Source organism: Burkholderia sp. Bp8986 (assembly GCF_003854225.1).
Classification (GTDB): domain Bacteria; phylum Pseudomonadota; class Gammaproteobacteria; order Burkholderiales; family Burkholderiaceae; genus Burkholderia.
The window spans coordinates 1-24,449 of the sequence record NZ_QTQM01000038.1; the positions used below are offsets into that span (position 1 = coordinate 1).

General features: G+C 67.2%; 19 protein-coding genes. 11 read left to right on the top strand and 8 right to left on the bottom strand.

Going from position 1 to position 24,449, the window contains the following annotated elements; genetic code table 11:
• The 6 genes from DID99_RS27250 to DID99_RS27275 form a co-directional block, all read left to right on the top strand.
• The coding region (locus DID99_RS27250; RefSeq protein ID WP_185733825.1) for a YadA family autotransporter adhesin at positions 1-2,109 on the top strand (2,109 nt) is incomplete at its 5' end.
• A 122-nt stretch (positions 2,110-2,231) separates the two neighbouring features.
• Entirely contained in the window at positions 2,232-2,900 is a 669-nt protein-coding gene (locus DID99_RS27255; RefSeq protein WP_124667863.1) for an OmpA family protein, read from the top strand.
• Positions 2,901-3,299: 399 nt separating this feature from the next.
• A complete protein-coding gene (locus tag DID99_RS27260; RefSeq protein WP_124667864.1) occupies positions 3,300-4,445 on the top strand; it encodes a DUF2827 domain-containing protein in 1,146 nt (381 codons plus the stop codon).
• A gap of 14 nt (positions 4,446-4,459) precedes the next feature.
• Positions 4,460-5,614 (top strand): DUF2827 domain-containing protein, encoded by a 1,155-nt coding sequence (locus DID99_RS27265; protein ID WP_124667865.1) that lies wholly within the window; start codon positions 4,460-4,462, stop codon positions 5,612-5,614.
• Positions 5,615-5,640: 26 nt separating this feature from the next.
• Positions 5,641-6,777: a DUF2827 family protein gene (locus tag DID99_RS27270; RefSeq protein ID WP_124667866.1), complete on the top strand. Its 1,137-nt coding sequence runs from the start codon at positions 5,641-5,643 to the stop codon at positions 6,775-6,777.
• Positions 6,778-6,801: 24 nt separating this feature from the next.
• On the top strand, positions 6,802-8,775 hold the full coding sequence (locus tag DID99_RS27275) for an FkbM family methyltransferase (RefSeq protein WP_124667867.1): 1,974 nt from the start codon (positions 6,802-6,804) through the stop codon (positions 8,773-8,775).
• Positions 8,776-8,861: 86 nt separating this feature from the next.
• Here the strand turns inward: DID99_RS27275 and DID99_RS27280 are convergent, their stop codons facing one another.
• From DID99_RS27280 to DID99_RS27310, 7 genes are all read right to left on the bottom strand, one after another.
• Positions 8,862-9,290 (bottom strand): hypothetical protein, encoded by a 429-nt coding sequence (locus DID99_RS27280; RefSeq protein WP_124667868.1) that lies wholly within the window; start codon positions 9,288-9,290, stop codon positions 8,862-8,864.
• A 51-nt stretch (positions 9,291-9,341) separates the two neighbouring features.
• Positions 9,342-10,145, bottom strand: a complete 804-nt coding sequence (locus DID99_RS27285; protein ID WP_044847404.1) for an EAL domain-containing protein — start codon at positions 10,143-10,145, stop codon at positions 9,342-9,344.
• 819 nt (positions 10,146-10,964) lie between these two features.
• Positions 10,965-12,107 (bottom strand): DUF2827 domain-containing protein, encoded by a 1,143-nt coding sequence (locus DID99_RS27290; RefSeq protein ID WP_124667869.1) that lies wholly within the window; start codon positions 12,105-12,107, stop codon positions 10,965-10,967.
• A gap of 260 nt (positions 12,108-12,367) precedes the next feature.
• Positions 12,368-14,368, bottom strand: coding sequence for an acetyl/propionyl/methylcrotonyl-CoA carboxylase subunit alpha (locus tag DID99_RS27295; protein WP_124667870.1), 2,001 nt, complete (start codon positions 14,366-14,368; stop codon positions 12,368-12,370).
• 36 nt (positions 14,369-14,404) lie between these two features.
• Complete coding sequence (locus DID99_RS27300; protein WP_014898432.1) at positions 14,405-15,190, bottom strand: enoyl-CoA hydratase/isomerase family protein; 786 nt, start codon at positions 15,188-15,190, stop codon at positions 14,405-14,407.
• Between the two features lie 19 nt (positions 15,191-15,209).
• Positions 15,210-16,817 (bottom strand): carboxyl transferase domain-containing protein, encoded by a 1,608-nt coding sequence (locus DID99_RS27305; protein ID WP_124488648.1) that lies wholly within the window; start codon positions 16,815-16,817, stop codon positions 15,210-15,212.
• Positions 16,818-16,848: 31 nt separating this feature from the next.
• Positions 16,849-18,030 (bottom strand): isovaleryl-CoA dehydrogenase, encoded by a 1,182-nt coding sequence (locus tag DID99_RS27310; RefSeq protein ID WP_059532493.1) that lies wholly within the window; start codon positions 18,028-18,030, stop codon positions 16,849-16,851.
• Between the two features lie 171 nt (positions 18,031-18,201).
• Between DID99_RS27310 and DID99_RS27315 the strand changes: the two genes are divergently transcribed.
• Positions 18,202-18,948, top strand: coding sequence for a TetR/AcrR family transcriptional regulator (locus DID99_RS27315; protein ID WP_124667871.1), 747 nt, complete (start codon positions 18,202-18,204; stop codon positions 18,946-18,948).
• A 69-nt stretch (positions 18,949-19,017) separates the two neighbouring features.
• Here the strand turns inward: DID99_RS27315 and DID99_RS27320 are convergent, their stop codons facing one another.
• Positions 19,018-19,506 carry a MarR family winged helix-turn-helix transcriptional regulator gene (locus tag DID99_RS27320; protein ID WP_044847436.1) on the bottom strand — a complete coding sequence of 163 codons (489 nt, stop codon included), beginning with the start codon at positions 19,504-19,506 and terminating at the stop codon, positions 19,018-19,020.
• A gap of 198 nt (positions 19,507-19,704) precedes the next feature.
• Between DID99_RS27320 and DID99_RS27325 the strand changes: the two genes are divergently transcribed.
• The 4 genes from DID99_RS27325 to DID99_RS27340 all read left to right on the top strand — a co-directional run bounded on the left by DID99_RS27325 (position 19,705) and on the right by DID99_RS27340 (position 24,356).
• Positions 19,705-20,784, top strand: a complete 1,080-nt coding sequence (locus DID99_RS27325) for an aromatic ring-hydroxylating dioxygenase subunit alpha (protein WP_124667872.1) — start codon at positions 19,705-19,707, stop codon at positions 20,782-20,784.
• Positions 20,781-21,746, top strand: coding sequence for a PDR/VanB family oxidoreductase (locus DID99_RS27330; protein WP_124667873.1), 966 nt, complete (start codon positions 20,781-20,783; stop codon positions 21,744-21,746). Before DID99_RS27325 ends, DID99_RS27330 begins: the two co-directional genes overlap by 4 nt.
• Before the next feature lie 48 nt (positions 21,747-21,794).
• Positions 21,795-22,856, top strand: a complete 1,062-nt coding sequence (locus tag DID99_RS27335) for an aromatic ring-hydroxylating dioxygenase subunit alpha (protein WP_124667874.1) — start codon at positions 21,795-21,797, stop codon at positions 22,854-22,856.
• Between the two features lie 156 nt (positions 22,857-23,012).
• Positions 23,013-24,356, top strand: a complete 1,344-nt coding sequence (locus DID99_RS27340) for an MFS transporter (protein WP_124488653.1) — start codon at positions 23,013-23,015, stop codon at positions 24,354-24,356.
• Positions 24,357-24,449: the final 93 nt, after the last annotated feature.

Consider the following 24,449-nt stretch of genomic DNA (forward strand, 5'->3'; position numbering starts at 1 on the left):
TCGCTGTCGACTTCGACATCGACCGGCCTCTCGTCGGCAACCAGCTCGATCAGCTCGCTGTCGACCTCGACCTCGACGGGCCTGTCGTCCGCAACCAGCTCGATCGGCTCGCTGTCCACCAGCCTCAGCTCGACCAACAGCTCGCTGACGTCGTTGTCCACGTCGACCGCAAGCAGTGTCACGTCGCTGTCCACGGGCCTGAGCTCGACCGACAGCTCGGTGGCGTCGCTGTCCACCTCGACGTCGACCGGCCTCTCGTCGGCGACCAGCTCGATCAGCTCGCTGTCCACGTCGACCTCGACCGGCCTGTCGTCGGCAACCAGCTCGATCAACTCGTTGTCCACGTCGACCTCGACCGGTCTCTCGACGGCCACCAGCACGATCCTGTCGCTGTCCACTTCGACCTCGACGGGTCTCTCGACGGCAACCAGCTCGATCACGTCGCTGTCCACCTCGACCTCGACCGCGATCGAAGCCGCGAAGACGCACTACTACAGCGTCAACGACAACGGCACGCAGCAAGGCAACTACGCCAACGACGGCGCGACGGGCGTCAACTCGCTGGCAGCCGGCGTGAACGCCAGCGCGGCAGGCGCCAGCAGCGTGGCAGTCGGCGACGGCTCGAACGCGCAGACGGCGGGCGCGGTCGCCATCGGCCAGAACGCATCGGCCACCGGCGGCAAGGCGGTGTCGATCGGCTCCGGCAACACCGCGAGCGGCGACGGCGCGGTCGCGATCGGCGACCCGAGCATCGCGACGGGCACCGGCGCAGTCGCGCTGGGCGCGAACGACACGGCGACCGGCACCGGCGCAGTGGCACTCGGCAACGCGAACACGGCAACCGGCAACAGCGCGCTCGCCCTCGGCAGCGCAAACCAGGCCACCGCGGACAACACGATCGCGCTCGGCAATCAGGCGACGGCCAGCGCGATCGGCGCCCAGGCCTACGGCTCGAATGCGAAGGCCACGGCAACCGACGCCCTCGCCTTCGGCACGAACGCGCAGGCCAATGTCGCCAACTCGATCGCCATGGGCGCGAACTCGACCACGGGCAACGCCGTCGGCGTGTCGAGCGTCACGGTCGGCGGCATCACGTACCCGGTCTACGGCACCTCGCCAGTGGGCGTCTTCAGCGTCGGCGCACCGGGTGCGGAACGCCAGATCACGAACGTCGCGGCAGGCCGGGTATCGGCCACCAGCACGGACGCGATCAACGGCAGCCAGCTCAACGCGACGAACCAGGCGGTCAACAGCCTGTCCACGTCGACCGCGTCGAATATCGCGTCGCTGTCGACCGGCATCGGTTCGCTGTCCACGGGCCTCAGCTCGACCAACAGCAACCTCACGTCGTTGTCCACGTCGACCTCGACGGCGATCAACTCGCTGTCGACGGGCCTCAGCTCGACGAACAGCAACCTCACGTCGTTGTCGACGTCGACCTCGACCGGCATCGGCTCGCTGTCGACCGGCCTGAGCACGACGAACAGCACGGTGGCTTCGCTGTCGACCGGCGTGACGAACCTTGGCGATCAGGTGAACCAGTTGTCGACCACGATCAACAACAACACGACACGTGCGGCGAACAACACCGGCATCGCGGCCGACATGAACGGCACCGGCAACGACCGGCCGACCGTCACCGCCGGCTCGAACTCGGTGGCGATCGGCGCGAATTCGAACGACGGCGGTCGCTCGAACGTGGTGTCGGTCGGCAGCGACACGCAGCAGCGCCAGATCACGAACGTCGCGCCGGGTACGCAAGGCACCGACGCGGTGAACGTGAACCAGCTGACGGCGGTGCAGACGACGCTGTCGACCGCCTTGTCCGGCCAGCAAGGGCAGATCAACGCGCTGGGTTCGCAACTGCAGCAGACCGACCAGATGGCGAAGCAGGGTATCGCGGCCGTCGGCGCGATGGCGTCGATCCCGCAGCTCGATCGCGACGCCAACTTCGGGATGGGTATCGGCACGTCGACCTTCCTCGGCCAGAAGGCGATGGCGGTCAACATGCAGGCGCGCATCACGGAGAACCTGAAGGCGTCGATCAACGGCGGCTTCAGCGGCGGTCAGAAGGTGATCGGCGCCGGCATGCTGTACCAGTGGAAGTAACCCGTCGCGCCGCCACGCCGCCGGCTCGCGAGCCGGCGGCGCCAGGGGGCCCCGACGGCAGGACGAGCCCGCCGCGCAACGCGCGGCGGGCTTCAGTCAACCCAAGTATTGAGGACGTAACCGTGAACAAACTCGCTCTTGCGCTCGCGCTTTCCGCGCTGGCCCTCGCCGCGTGCTCGACCGCATCCGGCCCGACCTTCAGTGCCTCCGAACTGCAGCCGCGCGACGGCGTGCGCACCTTCCAGGTGGACTGCCACGGCCTGCTGTCGGGCCCGCAGACCTGCATGAAGGCCGCCCGCAAGATCTGCGGCGACCAGCCGGTGCGCACCGTCGATTCCGCCCGCGCGCTGCGCGACAATTCCGATCCCGCGACGCTGGTGTTCCAGTGCGGCGCCGCGCCGGCCCAAGCTGCGTCGGCGGCCGAGCCGGCCCCCGCGCCGGCCGCGGTCGAACACGTCAACCTCGCGGGCGACGCGCTGTTCGCGACGGGCCTGGCCACGCTCACGCCGGCCGCGCGCGCGTCGCTCGACAAGCTGCTGAACGAACGCGAAGACCGCACGTACACGCAGGTGACGGTCACCGGCCATACGGATTCGGTCGGCAACGACGCCGCCAATCTCGCGCTGTCGAAGCGCCGCGCGGAAACCGTCGCAAGCTACCTGAAGGCACACGGACTGAAAGCGCAGGCCGTGTCGGTCACGGGCCGCGGCAGTGCCGATCCGGTCGCGTCCAACGCGACGGCCGAAGGCCGCGCGAGCAACCGCCGCGTCGAGATCTCGCTGCAGCGCTGAGCAGCCGGCCGTCGCGGCCCCGGCGCACCCCGCGCCCGCACGCGACGGCCTCGACCGGCAACGCGCAGCCGCCCCGCCGGCCACCCCGCCCGACCGCACCGTCCCCGCTTCGCCGGGGCCCCGGCTCCCGCGCGGGCGGCTATGTCAAAGTTCGTCAGGCCCCCTCCACAAGACGGCGCCTTCCGTGCCACAATCGCCGCAGACAGCTGCCGAGGCGTTCCGCCCGCGTCGCGCGCCGTGACCCGCCCGACGACACACCGGAATCCGGCGGCCGCCCCGCGATCCGCGCCGCTCGACTCATATTCCGGCGCGCGCCGGCGCGAACACAACCACGACAATCCACGGCGCGCCGTTTCGCGGCCACGGCCGAACGCACGACGCCGCAGAGGAAACCAACCGGTGACGGACATCAATCAAGCCGCCTCGGGCGGCACCCGCAAGCAACGGCCGGCCGTCGGCATCTCGCTGTTTGCGCGGGACGGCCAGGCGATCTGGGAAAACGGCATTCACCAGAACATCGCGTTCCTCGCGATGATGCTCAAGCGCTCCGATCGCGTCGGCCCCGTCTATTTCCTGAACGGCGGCGACGCCAATGCGTTTCCGGCCGGGCTCGATCTCGACGGCCTCGACGTGCCGCTCGTGAAGCCTTCCGACGTCACGCACGACCTCGACGTCGTGATCGAGATGGGCGCGCAATTGCCGCTCGAATGGCGCAGGCACATGAAGGCGCTCGGCAAGAAACTCGTCGCCTTCTTCTGCGGACACGTCTACGCCGGCCTGGGTGAAACACCGATCTTCGGCAAGCCGTCGGGACACATCTTCAACGACACGCCGTTCGACGAAGTATGGCTGCTGCCGCAGTACGAGAAGACCGGCGCACCGATGCTGCAAACCCTGTTGCGCGCGCCGGTGCACCTGATGCCGCATATCTGGTCGCCGTACTTCCTCGATCGCCGCATCGCCGCGCTGGCGAGCGAAGGCCTGACGTTCGGCTATCGGCCCGGCCGTCGCCCGTGGAATCTCGCCACGCTCGAGCCGAACATCTCGGTCGTGAAGTCCTGCCACTACCCGATGCTCGCGTGCGACGAACTCTACCGCGCGCATCCGGACGCCGTGCAGCATCTGTTCGTCGTCAACTCGATGCACATGAAGGCCCATCCGACCTTCGTGCACTTCGCGAACAGCCTCGACCTCGTGCGCCATCACAAGGCGACGTTCGAGCCGCGCATCGACCTGCCGGGCTTCATGGCGCGCCACGCGGACGCCGTCGTGTCCCATCACTGGGAAAACGCGCAGAACTATCTGTACTACGACGTGCTGTATGGCGGTTATCCGCTGATCCACAACTCGACGCTGATCGGCGACGCCGGCTACTACTACCCGGACTTCGATTCCGCCGCGGGCGGCCGCGTGCTGCTCGATGCCTGGCTGCATCACGACGAGCAGCTCGACGACTACCGCGCGAAAGCCGACCGGCTGCTGCGGTCGGTCTCGATCGACAACCCCGCGAACCTCGACGCGTTCGTCTCGCGTCTGGTCGCCTGAACCGGAGAATACGCATGTCGGACTCCAATGCCCGTCAAGCGCCCGGCGAGGGCAAGCGTCTCGTCGTCGGCGTGTCGCTGTTCGTGCGCGGCGCCGGCCAGTCGCTGTGGGAAAACGGCATCTTCCAGAACTGCCTGCTGCTGATTCTGTTGCTGCGCCAGTCGCCGCTCGTCGCTGAAGCCGTGATGGTGAACGGCGGCGAACAGCTCGCCGATCCGCAGATGATGCTCGGCGAATGGGACGTGCCGCTGCTGTCGATGGACGAAGCGCTCGAGCGCTGCGACGTGCTGATCGAAATGAGCGCGCAGTTCGGCGCCGACTACCTGCGCGCGTTCCGCGACCGCGGCGGCAAGGTCGTCACGATGCGGGTCGGCAACGACTACGTGATCGACATCGAGCGGGCGATGTTCGACAAGCCGTCGGGCTTCCTGTTCTCGGGCGCGCCGTACGACGCGGTCTGGACGATTCCGGAATTCGAGCGCTCGTGCCTGCACTATTACCAGACGGGCCTGCGCGCGCCGGTGACGATCGTCCCGCACATCTGGCATCCGATGCTGTTCGACAAGGCACGCGCGACGCTCGGCGCCGGTTTGTCGTTCGGCTATCAGCCCGGCAAGCCGCGCTGGCGCGTGACGATGTTCGAGCCGAACATCTGCATGGTGAAGACGAGCATCATCCCGATGCTGGTGACCGAGGAAGCGTATCGCGCGAAGCCCGATTTCGTCGAATTCGTGCGCGTGTGCAATACGTTGCACCTGAAGGAACATACGACGTTCGTTCATTTCGCGAAGAGTCTCGACATCGTGAACCACGGGATCACGACGTTCGAAAGCCGCTACGCGGTGTACGAGTTCATGGCCGCCTACGGCGACGCGGTGGTGTCGCACACGTGGGAAAACGCGCAGAACTACCTGTACTACGAACTGCTGTACGGCGACTATCCGCTGATCCACAACTCGCCGTTCCTCGGCAAGGCCGGGTATTTCTATCCGGACTTCGACTGCCAGGCCGGCGGCCGCGCGCTGCTGCAGGCATTTGCCGAACACGACGCGAATCTGGATGCATACCGCGAGCAATCGAAGCACGTGCTCGACTCGGTCAGCATCTACAACCCCGACAACGTCGCCGCGTATTCCGACGCGATCGCGTCGCTCTATCGCGACGCTTGACGCGCACCGTCCGCCCGGAGCCGCCGATGAAAATCAATGTCGCGATTACGATGAACGTGCAGCGCGACGCGACGCAGTCGATCTGGTACAACGGCGCGAACCAGCATTGCGTGTACCTGTACATGCTGCTGAAACGCTCGCCGCTGATCGGCGAAGTGTGGCTCGCGCACGACGACGGCATCACCGACTACCCGCAGGCGCTGATGATGGACGCGTTCGGCGACGCGCTGCGGCCGTTGTCGGCGATCGTCCACCAGACCGACCTGCTGATCGAGATGAACGCGTTCGTCGACCCGTCGCACACGGACGCGGTGCGCCGGCGCGGCGGCAAGTGCGTGTCGTACCGCTTCGGCAACGACTACGTGATCGCGGTCGAGACGATCAATTTCGAGAAGAACAACTGGCGGCCGAACCCGAACCGCGTGCAGTTCGACGAGATCTGGACCAACCCGCAGCACATGCACACGTGCGCGGCCTACTTCCAGGCCGTATATCGCGCGCCGGTGATCGAACTGCCGCACATCTGGTCGCCGTACTTCATCGAACGCAGCCTCGACGCCGACCCCGAGCTGAAGGCGCGCTTCGGCTACCGCAACCACGGTCCGGCCAAGCGCATCGCGTTCTTCGAGCCGAACCTGAACGTCGTGAAGAGTTCGATCGTGCCGATGCTGGCCGCGAACGCGTGCTACGTCGAGCATCCTGAGCTCGTCGAACACGTGTACATGACCAACACGTTCGACAAGAAGGAAAACGTCGCCTTCAAGCATCTCGCGCTCGGGCTCGAGATGGTGCGCGACGGCAGGGCGACGGCCGACGTGCGCGCGCCGTTCGTCGCGTGGGCCGCGCATCACACCGACATCGTCGTGTCGCACCATTGGGAAAACGGCCTGAACTACCTGCTGTACGACGCGCTGTACGGCAACTATCCGCTCGTGCACAACTCGCCGTTCCTGCGCGACGTCGGCTATTACTACCCGGACTTCGAGATCTTCGACGCGGCACGCGCGATCGCGACCGCCGCGCAGACGCACGACGCGCGGCTCGACGACTACGCGGCAGCGGCCCGCCGCTGCCTGCAGCAGGTCGACACGCTCGCCGAACACAACGTCCGCGCGTATTCCGGGCAGATCCAGCGCCTGTTCGCCGGGCGCGCGCTCGGCTGACCTCCTTCGCACGCGCTCCCGCCCATGAATCAGACCGTCCGCAATTTCGTCGTGATCGATTCGATCCACGGCCCGTTCGTTATCAACCGGCACTGCGCGCTGCAGGCCGAGGCGCTGATCAAGACAGGCCGGCCGCATATCCAGGCCGAGCTCGACACGATCCTGCAGGTGATCGACCAGTTGCCCGACGGCGCGATCGCGGTGGACGGCGGCGCGAATGCAGGGCTCGTGTGCGTGCCGATCGCGCACCGGCTGCGCGCGCGCGGCGGCCGCGTGTATGCGTTCGAGCCGCAGCGCACGCTGTTCCATGCGCTCGGCGGCACCGTCGCGCTCAACGAGCTCGACAACCTCCATCTGCTGAACATGGGACTCGCCAGCGCCAACGGCACGATGAAGGTGCCCGACATCGACTATGGGCAGGATGCCGATTTCGGCACGGTGTCGCTCGTCGACGAGCAAGCGGCGGGCGGCACGCCGACGCCGGTCGTCAGGCTCGATTCGCTCGGCCTGCCGCGGCTGGATTTCCTGAAGCTCGACATCGAAGGGATGGAGATCGACGCGCTGCGCGGCGCACGCCGGCTGATCGAAACGCATCTGCCGTGGTGCTGGATCGAATACTGGAAAGTCGGCGAGGCGCCGATCATCGATACGTTCGCCAGCCTCGACTACACGTTCTACCGGATCGACGGGCTGAACATGCTCTGCGTGCCGAACCCGCACTGGGACCGGCAACGCCTGTTCATCTCGGGCGAGCCCGTCGGCCGCGTATCCGCCCGCGCAAACGATGACGCGAATGCCGCCGTGTCAGCCGAGGCCGACGACGCGCCCGAAACGCACTGGAACCGCGCGCTCGACCACGAATCCCGCTGCGAATGGGGCCACGCGATCGCCCGCTGGCTGCGCGCGCGCGGCCGGGGCCTCGACGACGATGCGATCGCGTTCCAGCTCGCGTCGTGCTACGGCTTCGCCGGCGCGCCCGACGCCGGGCTCGCGGCACTCGAACGCATCGGCGAACCGGCCGCGCTGCCCGACGCGCTGCGCGGGCGCGTCGAACTCGCGCGCTCGGCGCTGCTGCTGCGTGCCGGCCGACGCGACGAAGCCGCGCGCGCGACCATCGCCAGCGAGAACGTGCTGACGGCCGCACGGTTCGGGCTGCCGACGGAACGGCTCTACGACGGCCAGCCGCTGCACGGCAAGCGGCTGCTCGTGATCAGCTACGGCGGGGTCGGCGACCAGCTCCAGTACGCGCGCTACCTGCATGCGCTCGACGCGCTCGACGGCGTGGCGGTGACGGTCATCGTCCCCGCCGCGCTGGCCGACCTGATGCGCCATACGTTCCCGCGCATCGAAGTCGTCGCCGCACACGGCGCGTGGGTCGACACGTCGCAGATCGCTCACGACTACTGGTGTTCGTTCCTGGTGCTGGCCGCGCAGTTCGGCTACGCGCCGGCACCGGCCGGCGCGCCGGCCGCCTACCTGTCGTGCCCGCCCGAACGGGCGGCGGCATGGCGCGAACGCGTCGCGCGCGACGGCAACGCGCCGGGCACGCGCCGCATCGGCCTCAACTGGCGCGGCCGCGACGAAAGCGATGCGCGCTTCCTGCGCGCGGCCAGCCTGCGCGACCTCGCGCCGCTCGCGCGGCTGCGCGGCCATGCCGCGTACTGCATCAACCGCGACATCGCCGCGCAGTCCGAGCCGTCGGATCTGCCGGTCACGTTCCCGCATCACGCGATCGGCGATTTCAGCGATCTGGCCGCACTGATGCTCGCGATGGACGCCGTGGTCACCACCTGCACCGCGCACATCCACCTGGCCGGCGCGCTGGGCGTGCCGGCCGTCCTGCTGCTGAGCCCGAAAGCCGATGCGCGCTGGGAAACCGGCTCGCGTACCGCGCTGTACCCGGGCATCCGGATCGTGCGCGCCGCGCATCCGGGCCGCTGGGACGATGCGGTCGACCGTGCGCTGGCGCTCGTGCTGGGTGGACTCGGGAAGGATTGACGAGTGACCTTGCCGCGCGACGCAAGCGGCAGTACTCCTGAAGAGTGTGACGAGAACCTGACGAGGACTTGATGCGCGAACCGGCGTCAAGCCGGAACACGCTGGCCCCGTCGCTCGGCGAACGCACGGCCATGCCGCCGGCCGATGCGCGCAAGCCTCGCGAAACAACGTGCCGCCGCGGGGCCGACAGCGCCGGCCTGTTGCGCCAGGCTGCCCGATACGCCGCATGCGATCGCCGAATCGTCGCCGCAAGCGCCCGCGAACACACCGGCGAAATAGTGTCGCGCCGCGCGTTCGCGACCGTCGGCATCGAGCGGTTTCAGCCGGTGAATGTGTTGCGAGACGTCCTTCAGGCCGTGGAGAAACGGCATGACGTCGACCGGTGAAGCGGTCGCGTCAATCGCGTCGGCGCCGAGTTGCTCCAGCATCTCGGCCAGTTCGGCGATCGCGACGAGCTCGCGCGCATCGGCCGCCTGCGTGCCCGTTCCGTGCCCGGCCTTCTTCGTCGCCGCCATGCCCACGCCCCTATTCAATTCTTCGTTGTCCGATGCCGGCGCGCCGCAGCGTCATGCGGCGGCCGGTGACCGCCATGTAAAGCGGATGCCCTGCGCCCATGAGACGCCGGAATCCAGGATGATCTGCCGGTCGATCTCGTTCTCCACGCCTTCGACGACGACGTGCCGCGCGCTTTCGTGCGCGAACGCGATCAGCCGGCGAAACTGGTAACGCCCGATCGCGTTGCGCTTGATCAGCGACAGGACCGACCTGTCGAGCTTCACGATGTCGGGATTGCCGACCACCAGGTTGTTCAGCGCGCTGAAGCCGACGCCGAAATCGTCGATCGCGACGCGGCACCCGGCCTGGCGGAACCGGTTCACGAACGACCGGCCCGCGACGGGGTTCAGTGGCCCCGTCTCGGTGATTTCGACGACCAGCCGCGCCGCGACCGACGGCTCGCGCTCGAGCCGCCTGAACAGCGCGAGCCATGCGTCGTCCACGACCGCGCTCGTCGCCGTGACGTTGCAGCCGTACACGGCCTTCGGATCGGCGCGCAGCGCGTCGATCGTCCGGCCCACCACGAGCCGGTCGAACCAGCGCATCAGCCCGAGCGATTCGAGGCGCGGCAGGAACGCGAGCGGCGGCAAGACATCGCGCGCGCCCCAGCGCAGCCGCGCGAGGCATTCGTGATACAGCACGCCGCCCGACAAATCGGCGCGGCAAACCGGCTCTCGCGCGAATCCGAGCCGGCTTTCGACGAAACTGCGTACCGACGCAAGGTCGGGGTGATCGTCAGGCGCGCCGAATACGAGATCGATCTCGTCCCGATTCGCTACGCTGTTCGCCTCCAGGCGAGGTTCGACCGCATTCATCCGGCGCTCCGGCAATTGTCGGACCGCCGATGACGGCCCGCGCTCTCGATACATGTGGCGCGAGCCGACCACGACGCGCACCACCGCCTACCCGGCCCAACCTCTTTTTCGATCTTTTTCGGGAGCGTACTTTTTATTCCGGCGTGCCGTCAAATCAGATATTGTCAATGATATTCAAACACCGAAAATACACCACACGCGCACGTCGACAACAGTGCGACAGGTTACACAAAAACGTCGACGATACTCCGATCGATACTGGTTATTTGCCCCATCCGAACATCTTCGGGTGAATCGATTTATCGCAAGACCCGTTTCAAAAATCGGATGTTTGAAATATCATATGACAAATGCGCGCCAGCGAAACGCGACCCGGACCCGACGGCCGGATTCCCCGCAACTGCTGGCAAACCGTGCAGCCATTGCATTGCGACGACGCATTCGGTCTCCACAGAATTCAATTTTGCCGTTTCAAACGATATTGAAAATATTTGAATGATAATCCGACTGATTTGAACGACAATAATTAAATCGAATTATACGACAACCATCCGTCGAAAGATATTTAACAATCTTTCCGACTAGTTAACCTATAAAATTATTTTTGACGGACTTCCCTCGGAGCCGTCAAATTCGTGCCTTCAAAAACCGTCGAATCTCCCCGGTTCGGCGGTTTCTTTTTTAACGGCTCATTTCTTCAGACATTAACCCGGGTCAATCCGGTTGACGGCAGGCGGCGAAATCGAGCCGACCGCCTCGATCGCGCAAATCGCGATCGAATGCGCCCGCAGGCGGCGGCGCGTGCCGCGTCGTGCTGCCTTATGCCGCCGTCGCGCCGATCAGGTTCGCGAGCAGCGCATCGTAGTCGGCGACGAGCGCGGGGTTCGCCGACGTATAGCGGCGCAGGATCTCGCGCTGCCGCCGCGCATACCCTTGCCAGTCGTCGTCGTGCGTATGCAGCACGTGCAGCAGCGCCTCGGTGCCCTTCTGCACGTCGTTGCCAGGATAGTAGTAGCCGAGGTCCGGCACGAGGCTCGCGTTGTGCACGAGCGGATAACCCTGCCAGCACACGTCGAAATAGAAATAGTTGAGCGGGTTCGCCCATTGATGCGACACGACGATGTCGGTCATGTCGGCCAGGAACAACGGCGTGTCGAAACGCCCGACGAAGCTCGCCTTGCCCGCGCGCACGATGTCCAGGTAGTTCATCAGCGTCACGAACTCGGGGCTGTTGTGCGCGAGGCGATCGGCGTTCGTCACGTGCGTGAAGCAGATCGCGTCGGGGTCGCGGCGATACGCCTCGTCGATGATCAGCATCGGATACATGCAGAACTTCACGACGTTGTGGTTCGGCTCCATCACCGTCAGCCGCTTGCCCGGTTCGCTGCGCGGCCGGTATTCGCCACGCTCCGGCAGCGATTGCGCACGCGCCTCCAGACACATCGGGTCCCACACGAACGGCACGACGCGCCCCAGGCAACGGCGCAGCGACTGCAGGAACGGCAGCGACGACTCCGCGATCTGCGGAATGGCCCACAATTCGTCGTAGCCGCGGTTGATGAACAGCGAATCCCACATGCGGCGGCCGAACAGTATCGATTCCATCGAGGTGATGTACTCGAAGCCGCAGCAGTAGCTGACGATCTTCGCGCCGCGCGCCTTCAGGTAGGCCGTCTGCTCGCCGTCGATCTGACCGCCCAGCTCGATCACCACGTCGAGCGCATCCTTCATGTCAGCGAACGCGCGCGTGTCGTATACGCGGCGATCCCAAGGCAGCGCGTCGGTAAGCGCCACGTCGGTCGTGTTGACCAGCGTCACGCGATACCCATGCGGCGACGCCATCAACAACTTCGCGAGAAACAACGCGTTCTGCTTGATGCCGTTGATCCACAGGCTTTCGTCGGGGGCGCGCAGGCCGATCGTGATACCGATGCGCAGGCCGTTCAGGGCAGGAGACTTCATCTCGTCGGCGGGGGGCGTGATTGAATGGATGCAGTGTAGCTCACGGCAATGGCCACGTGAGCAATCCGCCAGTCTAGCGGAGCGCCGGCCGCCAGACTGTCAGGCATGGTCATACGCGATGCGGCCGAGGGTCGTCGTCCGCACCGTGCGGGCCTGGCCATGCGCGCCATCGCCGACGGCCGGTTGCGAAATGCGAATGCGACACGGCCGGCGCCGCGCCGCGAGGCGCCACGCCGGCCCGTGCGCTGCACACGCCGCGATCAGCCTTCCGCCATCATCAGCAACTGCGCGCCATCCGCGACCTGGTCGCCGACGCCGTACAGCACTTCCGCGACGACACCCGCGCCGGGCGCGCCGATCGTGTGCTCCATCTTCATCGCCTCCATCACGATCAGCGGCGTGCCGGCCTCGACCTTCTGGCCCGGCTCGACCAGCACCGCGATCACCTTGCCGGGCATCGGCGCAGTGAGGCGGCCGCCGCCATGCTCGGCATCGCCCGCGTGCGCGAGCACGTTGCGCCATTCGAAGGTCTCGGCGACACCCTGCGTGAACACGTGGAAACTGTCGTCGTCCGCATACACCCGGCCGCTGCTGCGCACGCCGTCGAGCGTCACGTCGAAGTCGAGCGGCGTCGCGCCGCGCGTCCACGCGAACGGCTGCGCGGCCGCGTCGCCGGTGGCGAGGCGCGTGCTGCCGCCGTCGTCCTCGTAGGTGACCGTCACGTCCGCTTCGCGATCGGGCGCATGCCATTCGAGCGTGCGGCGATAGCCGCCGTTCAGCCGCCAGTCCGGCAGCGCGCCCCACGGCGACGCGCCTTCCCGTGCGGCCGCGCCGCGTTCGCGCGCGAGCAGTGCCGCGCAGGCCAGCGCGAGCGTCGCGCGCGGCGGCTGTTGCGGTGCGAACAGCGCATCGTGGTTACGCTCGATCAGGCCCGTGTCGAGATCGGCGCTCGCAAACGGCCCGCAGGTGACGATCCGCTGCAGGAACGCGGCATTCGTGTGCAGGCCCACCACCTCGCAGGCCCGCAGCGCACGCAGCATCCGGCCGAGCGCTTCCGCGCGGTCCGCGCCGTGCACGATCAGCTTCGCGATCATCGGATCGTAGAACGGCGTGATCGCGTCGCCCTCGCGCACGCCGCTGTCGACGCGCACCGGCGCGCCGATCGCGAACTCGACGCCTTCCGGCAGCCGCAGGTGCTTCAGCGTGCCGGTGGACGGCAGGAAGCCGCGCGCCGGATTCTCCGCGTAAAGACGCGCCTCGATCGCATGACCCTGCACGCGCAGTTCGTCCTGCTTCAGCGGCAGCGGCTCGCCCGCTGCAACGCGCAGCTGCCACTCGACGAGATCGAGCCCCGTGACCATCTCGGTGACCGGATGCTCGACCTGCAGGCGCGTGTTCATTTCCATGAAGTAGAACGCTTCGCCCGTCATGATGAACTCGACGGTGCCCGCACCGACGTAATTCACCGCGCGCGCGGCCGCGACGGCCGCCTCGCCCATCGCCTGGCGCACGTCTTCATGCAGCCCCGGCGCCGGCGCTTCCTCGAGCACCTTCTGGTGACGGCGCTGCACCGAGCAGTCGCGATCGAACAGGTAGACGGTGTTGCCGTGCGTGTCGCCGAACACCTGCACTTCGACGTGACGCGGGCGCGTCAGGTATTTCTCGATCAGCACGCGGTCGTTGCCGAAGCTGCTCGCGGCCTCGCGCTGGCACGACGCGAGCGCCGCCGGGAAGTCCTCGGAGCGCTCGACCACGCGCATGCCCTTGCCGCCGCCGCCCGCGCTCGCCTTCAGCAGCACCGGGTAGCCGATCTCGTCGGCTTCGAGATGCAGGTTCGCCGCGTCCTGGTCGTCGCCGTGATAGCCGGGCACGAGCGGTACGGCGGCCGCGTGCATCAGCGCCTTGGCGGCAGCCTTCGAGCCCATCGCCGCGATCGCGTCGACCGGCGGCCCGATGAACGCGATGCCGGCCGCCTCGCAGGCATGCGCGAAATCCTCGTTCTCCGACAGGAAGCCGTAGCCCGGATGGATGGCCTGCGCACCGGTCGCGCGCGCGGCCTCGATGATGCGCTCGATGCGCAGGTAGCTGTCCGCGGCCGCCGCGCCGCCGATGTGCACGGCTTCGTCGCATGCGGCGACGTGCTTCGCGTTCGCGTCCGCGTCGGAATAGACGGCGACGCTCGCGATCCCGAGACGTTTGCACGTCGCGGCGACGCGGCAGGCGATTTCACCGCGGTTGGCGATCAGAATCTTGTCGAACATGGCTTCGATGTCGTCCGGAAAGTTAGGGGCACGCCGTCATTCACGCCACGAAGGCGTGCGTTTCTCGAGGAAGGACGCGATCCCTTCGCGCGCTTCCGCGCCGGCGCGGGTGCGCGCGATCCAGTCGGCCGTCTGCTCGATCAGCGTCGCGTCGAGCGGCCGGCCGGCCACGTCGGCGACGAGCCGCTTGCACGCCTGCACGGCGTCGGGGCCGTTCGCGACGAGCGTCGCGGCCAGCTTCGCGACCGTTTCGTCGAGCGCATCGGCCGGCACCGCGTCGTGAATGAAGCCGAGCGACGCGGCGCGCGCGCTGTCGAACACCTCGGCCGTCGTGAAGTAGCGGCGCGCCGCGCGCTCGCCCATCGCCCGCACGACGTACGGCGCGATCGTCGCGGGTATCAGCCCGAGCCGCGCTTCGGACAGGCAGAACTTCACGCCGTCGGCGGCGATCGCGATGTCGGCCGCCGCGACGAGACCCACGCCGCCCGCATAAGCATCGCCGTGCACGCGCGCGATCACCGGCTTGCCGCAGCGATGGATCGCCTCGAGCATGCGCGCGAGCTTGCGCGCGTCGGCGCGGTTCTCGTCGTCCGAGTAACCGGCCATCTTCTTCATCCAGTTCAGGTCCGCGCCCGCGCAGAACGCCGCGCCTTCCGCGGCGAGCACGATCGCACGCACGCCGGCGTGCGCGTCGAGCCATTCGAACGCGGTGGTCAGCTCGGCGATCGTCGTCTCGTTGAACGCGTTGCGCACGTCGGGCCGCGCGAGCGTGACGGTCGCCACGCGGCCGGCTTCGCTTACCTTGATCGTTTCGTATCGCATCGGTCAGCCCTCCCGGCCGTTACATGCGGAACACGCCGAAGCGCGTGTCGTCGATCGGCGCGTTCATCGACGCGGCGAGGCCGAGGCCCAGCACGTCGCGCGTCTGCGCGGGGTCGATCACGCCGTCGTCCCACAAGCGCGCACTCGCGTAGTACGGATGCCCCTGGCGCTCGTACTGGTCGCGGATCGGCTGCTTGAATGCCTCTTCGTCCTCGGCCGACCACGCGCCGCCCTTTGCCTCGATGCCGTCGCGGCGCACGGTCGCGAGCACCGACGCCGCCTGCTCGCCGCCCATCACCGAGATCCGCGCGTTCGGCCACATCCACAGGAAACGCGGGCCGAACGCACGGCCGCACATCCCGTAGTTGCCGGCGCCGAACGAGCCGCCGATGATCACGGTGAACTTCGGCACCTTCGCGTTCGACACGGCCGTCACCATCTTCGCGCCATGGCGCGCGATGCCTTCGTTCTCGTACTTGCGGCCGACCATGAAGCCCGTGATGTTCTGCAGGAACACGAGCGGAATCTTGCGCTGGCAGCACAGCTCGATGAAATGCGCGCCCTTCACGGCCGATTCGGAGAACAGGATGCCGTTGTTCGCGACGATCCCGACCGGATGGCCCCAGATGTGCGCGAAGCCCGTGACGAGCGTCGTGCCGAAGCGCGCCTTGAATTCATCGAACTCCGAATCATCGACGATGCGCGCGATCACCTCGCGCACGTCGAACGGCTTGCGCGTGTCGACCGGAATCACGCCGTACAGGCTCTTCGCGTCGTAGCGCGGCGGCTTCGGTTCGCGCAGCGCCACCGGCGACGCGATCTTCGGCGCGAGGTGACCGACGATGTTGCGCGCGATCGACAGCGCATGCGCGTCGTTCTGCGCGAGGTGGTCGGCCACGCCCGACAGGCGCGTGTGCACGTCGCCGCCGCCGAGGTCCTCGGCGCTCACTTCCTCGCCGGTCGCGGCCTTCACGAGCGGCGGGCCGCCGAGGAAAATCGTGCCCTGGTTCTTCACGATGATCGACTCGTCGCTCATCGCCGGCACATACGCGCCGCCCGCCGTGCACGAGCCCATCACGACCGCGATCTGCGCGATCCCCGCGGCGGACATCGTCGCCTGGTTGAAGAAGATGCGGCCGAAGTGGTCGCGATCGGGAAACACGTCGTCCTGGTTCGGCAGGTTCGCGCCGCCCGAATCGACGAGATACACGCACGGCAGCCGGTTTTCCGCGGCGATTTCCTGCGCGCGCACGTGCTTCTTCACGGTCATCGGGTAGTAGGTGCCGCCCTTGACCGTCGCGTCGTTGCACACGATCACGCACTCGCGGCCCGCGATCCGGCCGATGCCGGTGATCACGCCCGCGCCCGGCGCGTCGTCGTTGTACATGCCGTTCGCCGCGAGCTGCGACAGCTCGAGGAACGGCGCACCCGGATCGAGCAGTTGCGCGATGCGGTCGCGCGGCAGCAGCTTGCCGCGCGACAGGTGCTTGTCGCGCGCGGCCGGGCCGCCGCCTTGCGCGAGCTGTTCGATCTTCGCGCGCAGGTCGGCGACGACCGCCTCCAGCGCCGCGGCGTTCGCGCGGAATTCTTCCGAACGCGGGTTCAGTTTCGATTCGATGATCGGCATCGACGGGGCTCCGTTCGCGTGACGTGGGGCGTTACATCGTTTCCGCGAACAGCTCGCGGCCGATCAGCATCCGGCGGATCTCGCTCGTGCCGGCGCCGATCTCGTAGAGCTTCGCGTCGCGCCACAGGCGCCCGACCGGGTATTCGTTGATGTAGCCGTTGCCGCCGAGGATCTGGATCGCCTCGCCGGCCATCCACGTGGCCTTCTCGGCCGTGTAAAGGATCACGCCCGCGCAGTCCTTGCGCACCTGGCGGATGTGGTCGCTGCCCGCCGAGTCGAGATGGCGGCCGACCGCGTACAGGTACGCGCGGCACGCCTGGAACGTGGTGTACATGTCGGCGACCTTGCCCTGGATCAGCTGGAATTCGCCGATCGACTGGCCGAACTGCTTGCGGTCGTGGATATACGGCACCACCGCGTCGAGACACGCGGCCATGATGCCCGTCGGGCCGCCCGACAGCACCGCGCGTTCGTAGTCGAGGCCGCTCATCAGCACCTTCACGCCGCCGTTGAGCTGGCCGAGGATGTTCTCCTCCGGCACCTCGACGTCCTGGAACACGAGTTCGCCCGTGTGCGACCCGCGCATGCCGAGCTTGTCGAGCTTCTGCGCGACCGAGAAGCCCTTCATCCCCTTCTCGACGATGAATGCGGTGATGCCGCGCGGGCCGGCGTCGATGTCCGTCTTCGCGTAGACGACGAGCGTGTCGCAGTCGGGGCCGTTGGTGATCCACATCTTCGTGCCGTTGAGCACGTAACGGTCGCCGCGCTTGTCCGCGCGCAGCTTCATGCTGACGACGTCGGAGCCCGCGTTCGGCTCGCTCATCGCGAGCGCGCCGATGTGTTCGCCCGACACGAGCTTCGGCAGGTACTTCTGCTTTTGCGCGTCGGTGCCGTTGCGGTGGATCTGGTTCACGCACAGGTTCGAGTGCGCGCCGTACGACAGGCCGATCGATGCCGATGCGCGCGAGATCTCCTCCATCGCGACCATGTGCGCGGTGTAGCCCATGTTCGCGCCGCCGTATTCCTCGGCGACCGTCATGCCGAGCACGCCGAGATCGCCGAACTTCTTCCACAGATCCATCGGAAACTGGTCGGTGCGGTCGACCTCCGCCGCGCGCGGCGTGATTTCCTTCGCCGCGAACGTCGCGACGGCGTCGCGCAGCATCTCGATGTCCTCACCGAGCATGAATTGCACACCGGGCAGGTTGATCATGTCTCCTCCGTCTCCAGAAAGTGGGTCGCACGCGCCGATTTCTGAGTTTCGCTCAAATCGGATCAATGCGTCGATTCATTAAGCCAATACAGCGGAAATTTTGCACAGTTTCGCGCCTCGCCTGGCTTGCCGTCAATAGTTTTTTGAGTGACACTCAGATATCATTGCGAGATGACAGCCGCTACCGCCAACACCATGACCGCCACCGCCAAAGCCGATCGCGCCGAGCCGTCGCGCGCACCCGCCGGGCGCAAGTCCCAGCAGCGCGTGCAGGACATCCTGCGCGCCGGCCGCGAAGTGTTCGCCGAAAAAGGCTACGAGCATGCGACGGCCGCCGAGATCGCGCAGCGCGTCGGCGTGTCGGAGGCGACGGTGTTCAGCTACTTCCGCGGCAAGCGCGAGCTGTGCGCGCGCGTGATCGCCGACTGGTATGACGAAATCATTGCCGCGTTCGAACTCGGGATGCCGCAGGACGCGCCGGTGCAACAGCAGTTCGCGTTCATCGTGCGCACGCACCTGCGGCTGATGCTCGTGAATGGGACGGGGTTGTGCGCGCTGGTGCTCTCGGAGGGGCGTGCGAAGCAGCATGCGCTGAGCGACGAGCTCACCGCGCTGCAACGCCGCTACACGGCGCCGCTGATGGACGTGCTCGCGCGCGGCCAGGCGGCCGGGCAGGTGCGCCGCGACATGCCGCTGAGCCTGCTGCGCTCGATGGTGTTCGGGCCGATCGAGCACGTGCTGTGGGATGCGATCCTCGGGCACCGCAAGCTCGATACGGAAACGACGGCCACGCAGCTGATCGACATGCTGTGGGCGGCCGTGCAGCCGCCCGCGCCGGAGCAGGCGGCGCTGGTGCGCTTCAGGAACGAAGTCGCGGAAGCGGTGCGGCGGCTGGAAGGCGAAGCGTCACGCGCGTGACGCCGGCAGGCGGTGCGGCGCGCCTGGCGCCTTGCCGCATCACCTGCTCCATCGAGCCGAGTCCAACCGCTACGACTCCTCGCTCACCCGCAGCGGCGCGCGGCTCTGCTCGTTGTTCAGATGGACGAACTTGCGCAACAGGCGCATCAGTTCCTGCGAATCGTCCTCGCCCATGCCGTCGAACAGGCCGGCACGCAGTTCCTTCACCGACGGAATCAGGTGCGTGAGCAGCTCGACGCCCGCAGGCGTCAGCAGCAGGCGCCGCTGACGCCGCGGCAGCACTTCGCGGACGATCAATCCTTTCGCCTCGAGCCGGACCGCGAGATCGGCAGTGGTCGACGTGTCGAGCGCCACCCGCTGCGCGAGCGTCACCTGATCGAGCCCCGGGCACTCGTAGAGCATCCGCAGGACCGCGTACTGCACCGGCGTCACGTCCCGGCCCAGCTTCTCGTAGAACATCGCGACCGCGATCTGGTGCGCGCGCCGGATCAGGTGCCCGGGCTCGTCGTACAGGTCGAGCGGGAAAACCGGCGTGTCGGCGGGATTCGTTTTTTCCATGAATGAGTCGATGACATAGGCGGCGCACGCCGTTGCGTGCGCCGACGGCATGGCGCTGCCTCGCGCCATTTCCCGGGAAAACCAGTATACCGCTCGCCTTGCTCCAGCCAACCTCAATGAGTACACTGAATCACATTCAGTACACGGAATGACGAGTTGCCGCGTACCGGCGGCACCGCCCTGAAGGAGACGAACAACGTGTTTCTCAAGAACGCTTGGTATGTGGCCTGCACGCCCGACGAGATCGACGGCAAGCCGCTGGGACGCAAGATTTGCAACGAATCGATGGTGTTCTACCGCGCGGCGGACGGCCGGGTCGCCGCGCTCGAGGATTTCTGCCCGCACCGCGGTGCGCCGCTGTCGCTGGGCTTCGTGCGTGACGGCGTGCTCGTGTGCGGCTATCACGGGCTGGAAATGGGCTGCAACGGCAAGACGGCCGGCATGCCGGGCCAGCGCGTCGGCGGCTTCCCGCCGATCCGCAGCTTTCCGGTGGTCGAACGGTACGGATTCGTGTGGGTCTGGCCGGGCGACGCGTCCGAAGCCGATCCCGCGAGTCTGCCCGCGCTGCAATGGGCCGAAGATCCGGCCTGGGCGCACGGCGGCGGCCTGTATCACATTCGTTGCGACTACCGGCTGATGATCGACAACCTGATGGACCTCACGCACGAGACCTACGTGCATGCGACGAGCATCGGCCAGAAGGAGATCGACGAAGCCGCGCCGAAGACCACCAGCAATGGCGACGAAGTCGTCACCAGCCGCTTCATGGAGAACGTGATGCCGCCGCCGTTCTGGCGGATGGCGCTGCGCGGCAACGGCCTCGCCGACGACGTGCCGGTCGACCGCTGGCAGATCTGCCGCTTCACGCCGCCGAGCCACGTGATGATCGAAGTGGGCGTCGCGCATGCGGGCCACGGCGGCTACGACGCGCCGGCGGAGCTGAAGGCGTCGTCGATCGTGGTCGACTTCATCACACCGGAGACGGACACCTCGATCTGGTACTTCTGGGGGATGGCGCGCAACTTCCGGCCCGACGATCACGCGCTGACCGCCGAGATCCGCGAAGGCCAGGGCAAGATCTTCGCCGAGGACCTCGAGATGCTCGAGCGCCAGCAGCTCAATCTCGAGCAGTGGCCGGAGCGCAAGCTGCTCAAGCTCAACATCGACGCCGGCGGCGTGCTGTCGCGCAAGGTGATCGAGCGGCTGCTCGCCGAGGAAAATGCGGCGAGCCCGCAGCGGCCCGTGATTCCGGTCGCGCAGATCAAGGAGGCGTCATGAGCGCCGCGACGCTGACGGTCCGCGTGGCCCGCAAGTGGCAGGAAGCGCGCGACATCTGCGGCTTCGAATTCGTCAGCGACGACGGTTCGCCCCTGCCGCGCTTCGACGCCGGCGCCCATATCGACGTGCATCTGCCGGGCGGGCTCGTGCGCCAGTACTCGCTGTGCAACCACCCGGAGCACGGCGATCGCTACCAGATCGCGGTGCTGCGCGATGCCGAGGGCCGCGGCGGGTCGCGCGCGATTCACGACGAAGTCCGGCAAGGCGATACCGTGCGGATCGGCATGCCGCGCAATCAGTTCCCGCTCGCGCCCGACGCCCCGCACCACCTGTTGCTCGCCGGCGGAATCGGCGTCACGCCGATCCTCAGCATGGCGGAACGGCTGTTCTCGTCCGGCCTGCCGTTCGACATGCACTACTGCGCGCGTTCGACCGATCGCATGGCCTTCGTCGAGCGGATCAACGCCGCCGGGTTCCATGACCGCGTCCGCTTCCACGTCGACGACGGCGACCCCGCGCAACGCTTCGACCTCGCCGCGGTGCTCGCCGCCGCGCCGGAAGGCACGCACCTGTACGTATGCGGCCCGCGCGGCTTCATGGATGCGGTGCTGAACGCCGCGCGCGAGCGCAACTGGGCCGAAGCGCGGCTGCACTACGAGTTCTTCGGCGGCGCGGTCGAGTCGTCCGGCGCGGATCGCGCGTTCCAGGTCCGGATCGCGAGCAGCGGCAAGGTGATCGACGTGCCGGCCGAATGCACGGTCATCGCGGCGCTGGCGGCCAACGGCATCGACGTGCTGACGTCGTGCGAACAAGGCGTATGCGGCACCTGCATGACGCGCGTGCTCGAAGGCGAGCCCGATCATCGCGATTCGTATCTGACGGAAGCGGAACAAGCGGCCGGCGACCAGTTCATGCCGTGCTGCTCCCGATCGCGAAGCGACCTGCTGGTCCTCGATCTGTAGACGGACCGCCCGATACGCGGCGGCCAACCACAATACTGGAGACGATCAATGGAACGACCTGCCCAGGCCCCCATCAGTACTGCTCAATTCCCGGTCGATCGATGGTGGGTCGCCGCGCTGTCATCCGAACTGACGGACCGCCCCGTCGCCCGCACGTTGCTCGGCCGTCCGGTCGTGCTGTTCCGGTTGCCGTCCGGGGAAGTCGGCGCGCTGGAGGATCGCTGCTGCCACAAGTCGCTACCGCTGTCGTGCGGCTCGCTCGAGGCGCGCGGCCTGCGCTGCGGCTATCACGGGCTGCTGTTCGACCGCGGCGGCACCTGCGTGGAGATTCCCGGCCAGGAACGCATTCCGGCGAAGGCATGCGTGGCGTCGTATCCGGTGCGGGAGCAGGACGCGATCGTATGGATCTGGATCGGCGCCGACGCGCACGCCCAACCGACCTGCGCGCCGCCGCGCTATGCGTTCCACACGGATCCGCAATACCGGTTCGGCGGCGGCCACTACCATTACGACGCGCCGTATCAGCTGATTCACGACAACCTGATGGACCTGAGCCACCTCGGCTACGTTCATCTGAAAACGATCGGCGGTAACGCGCCGCTGCATATGGGCGCGGAAACCCGCGTCAGCAGCGACGGCGACACGGTGACGCTGGTCCGCCGGATGCCGGCGTCCGACCCGCCGCCGACCTACACGGCCGCGTGGCCGTTCGCGGGCCGCGTCGACCGCTGGCAGGAAATCGAATTCCACGTGTCGCATATCCGGATCTGGACCGGCGCGATGGACGCAGGCACCGGCGACCTTCACGACCCGGCGCGCGGCGGTTTTCACATGCGCGGCTTCCACGGCATCACGCCCGAGACGGAAACGACGACGCACTACTTCTGGACCGTCGCGACCAATCCGCAACACGACGTCGAACGCATCGCGCAAACCGTCATCGAGCAATCCGCGGCGACGTTCGACGAAGACAAGACCGTGATCGAAGCGCAATACCGGAATCAGTTGCGGTTTCCGGACGGCCGCCAGATCGACATTCATGTCGACGCGGGCCCCAATCGCGCGCGGCGCGTGATCGAGCGGCTGCTGCTGCAGCCCGACCCCGCGTAACCCTCGCCCCGGCGCGCGAACGACGCGAGCCGGCCGCGACGGGCGTTCCCCGGATTGCCCGTCAATCCACGCATTCGCTTTCGTCCCATTCGCCGCTGCCGGCTTCGATTTCATCCCATTCGATTAGTCATACTATTTTTATCAAGGATCTTTGACGTGAGCGAAAATATCCGCAATACGATCGACGCGTCCCCGATGAGCGCGTTCCAGACGATGGCGGTCACGGCCTGCGTCGTGCTGAACATGCTCGACGGCTTCGACGTGCTGGCCATCGCGTTTGCCGCGCCGCACCTGGCGGCCGAGTGGAAACTGAGCGGCAAGGAAATCGGCCTGCTGCTGAGCGCCGGGCTGGCCGGCATGGGGATCGGCTCGGTGCTGATCGCCCCGCTGGCCGACCGCGTCGGCCGCCGCCGCATCATCCTGCTCTGCCTCGCGGTGATCTCGACCGGCATGCTGGCCTGTGCGGCCACGCACAGCACGTTGCAACTCGCCGTCGCGCGTGCCTATACGGGGCTCGGCATCGGCGGGATGCTCGCAAGCCTGACCGTCATCAGCGGCGAATACGCATCGAACAAATGGCGCAGCGCCGCGATCGGCATGCAGTCGACCGGCTACGCGATCGGCGCCACCGCCGGCGGCGTTCTCGCCGGTTACCTGCTGTCGGTATGGGGATGGCGCAGCGTGTTCGCGTTCGGCGGCATCCTGACCTTGATGGCGATCCCGATGGTGCTCGCACTGCTGCCGGAATCGCTCGACTTCCTGCTGGCGCGACGTCCGGACGACGCGCTGCAGAAGATCAACCGCATCCTCGCCAGAATGAAGCGCGCGCCGATCGATGCGCTGCCGGCCGCGAGCGCATCCATCGACACGGCGAGCCCCGCGTCAAGTTGGACAGCCGTGCTGCGCGCGCCGCTCACGCGTCGCACGATCGCGCTTTGGATCGCATTCTTCCTCGTGATGGGCAGCTTCTATTTCGTCGTCAGCTGGACGCCGAAGCTGCTGGTCCAGGCCGGACTGTCGGCCTCGCAGGGCGTGACCGGCGGCGTGCTGCTCAACCTCGGCGGCATCGCGGGCGCGTCGCTGTTCAGCCTGCTGTCGACCCGGTTCGGCCTGCGCAGCCTGCTGGGCGCGACGCTGTTGCTGGGCGGCGCACTGATGGTCGCGTTCGGCGCGAACACCGGCTCGCTCGGCACCGGGATGATCGTCGCGGTGTTCCTCGGCGCCGTGATCAACGCGTGCGTGGCCGGCATGTACGCGCTGTCGCCAACGCCCTATCCCGCCGAGATCCGCACGACCGGCATCGGTCTCGCGGTCGGCATCGGCCGCCTCGGCGCGATCCTGTCGCCAATGACGGTCGGCGCGCTGCTGGACGACGGCTGGTCCGTGCCCCATCTCTATTTCGCGTTCCTCGTGCCGATGGCCGGCGCGGCGATCGCCGTCGCCGTGGCGGGCGCGCGTGTCGCGGCGCCGCACCGGCAACGCGATCCGGCGATCTCGTAACACGCGACACCCGCAGTCCTGCCGATACCCGTCGGCATCCCGGGCAGGTCCGGGGCAATAAAAAAATCGATAAGTACATCTACATACTGTTTG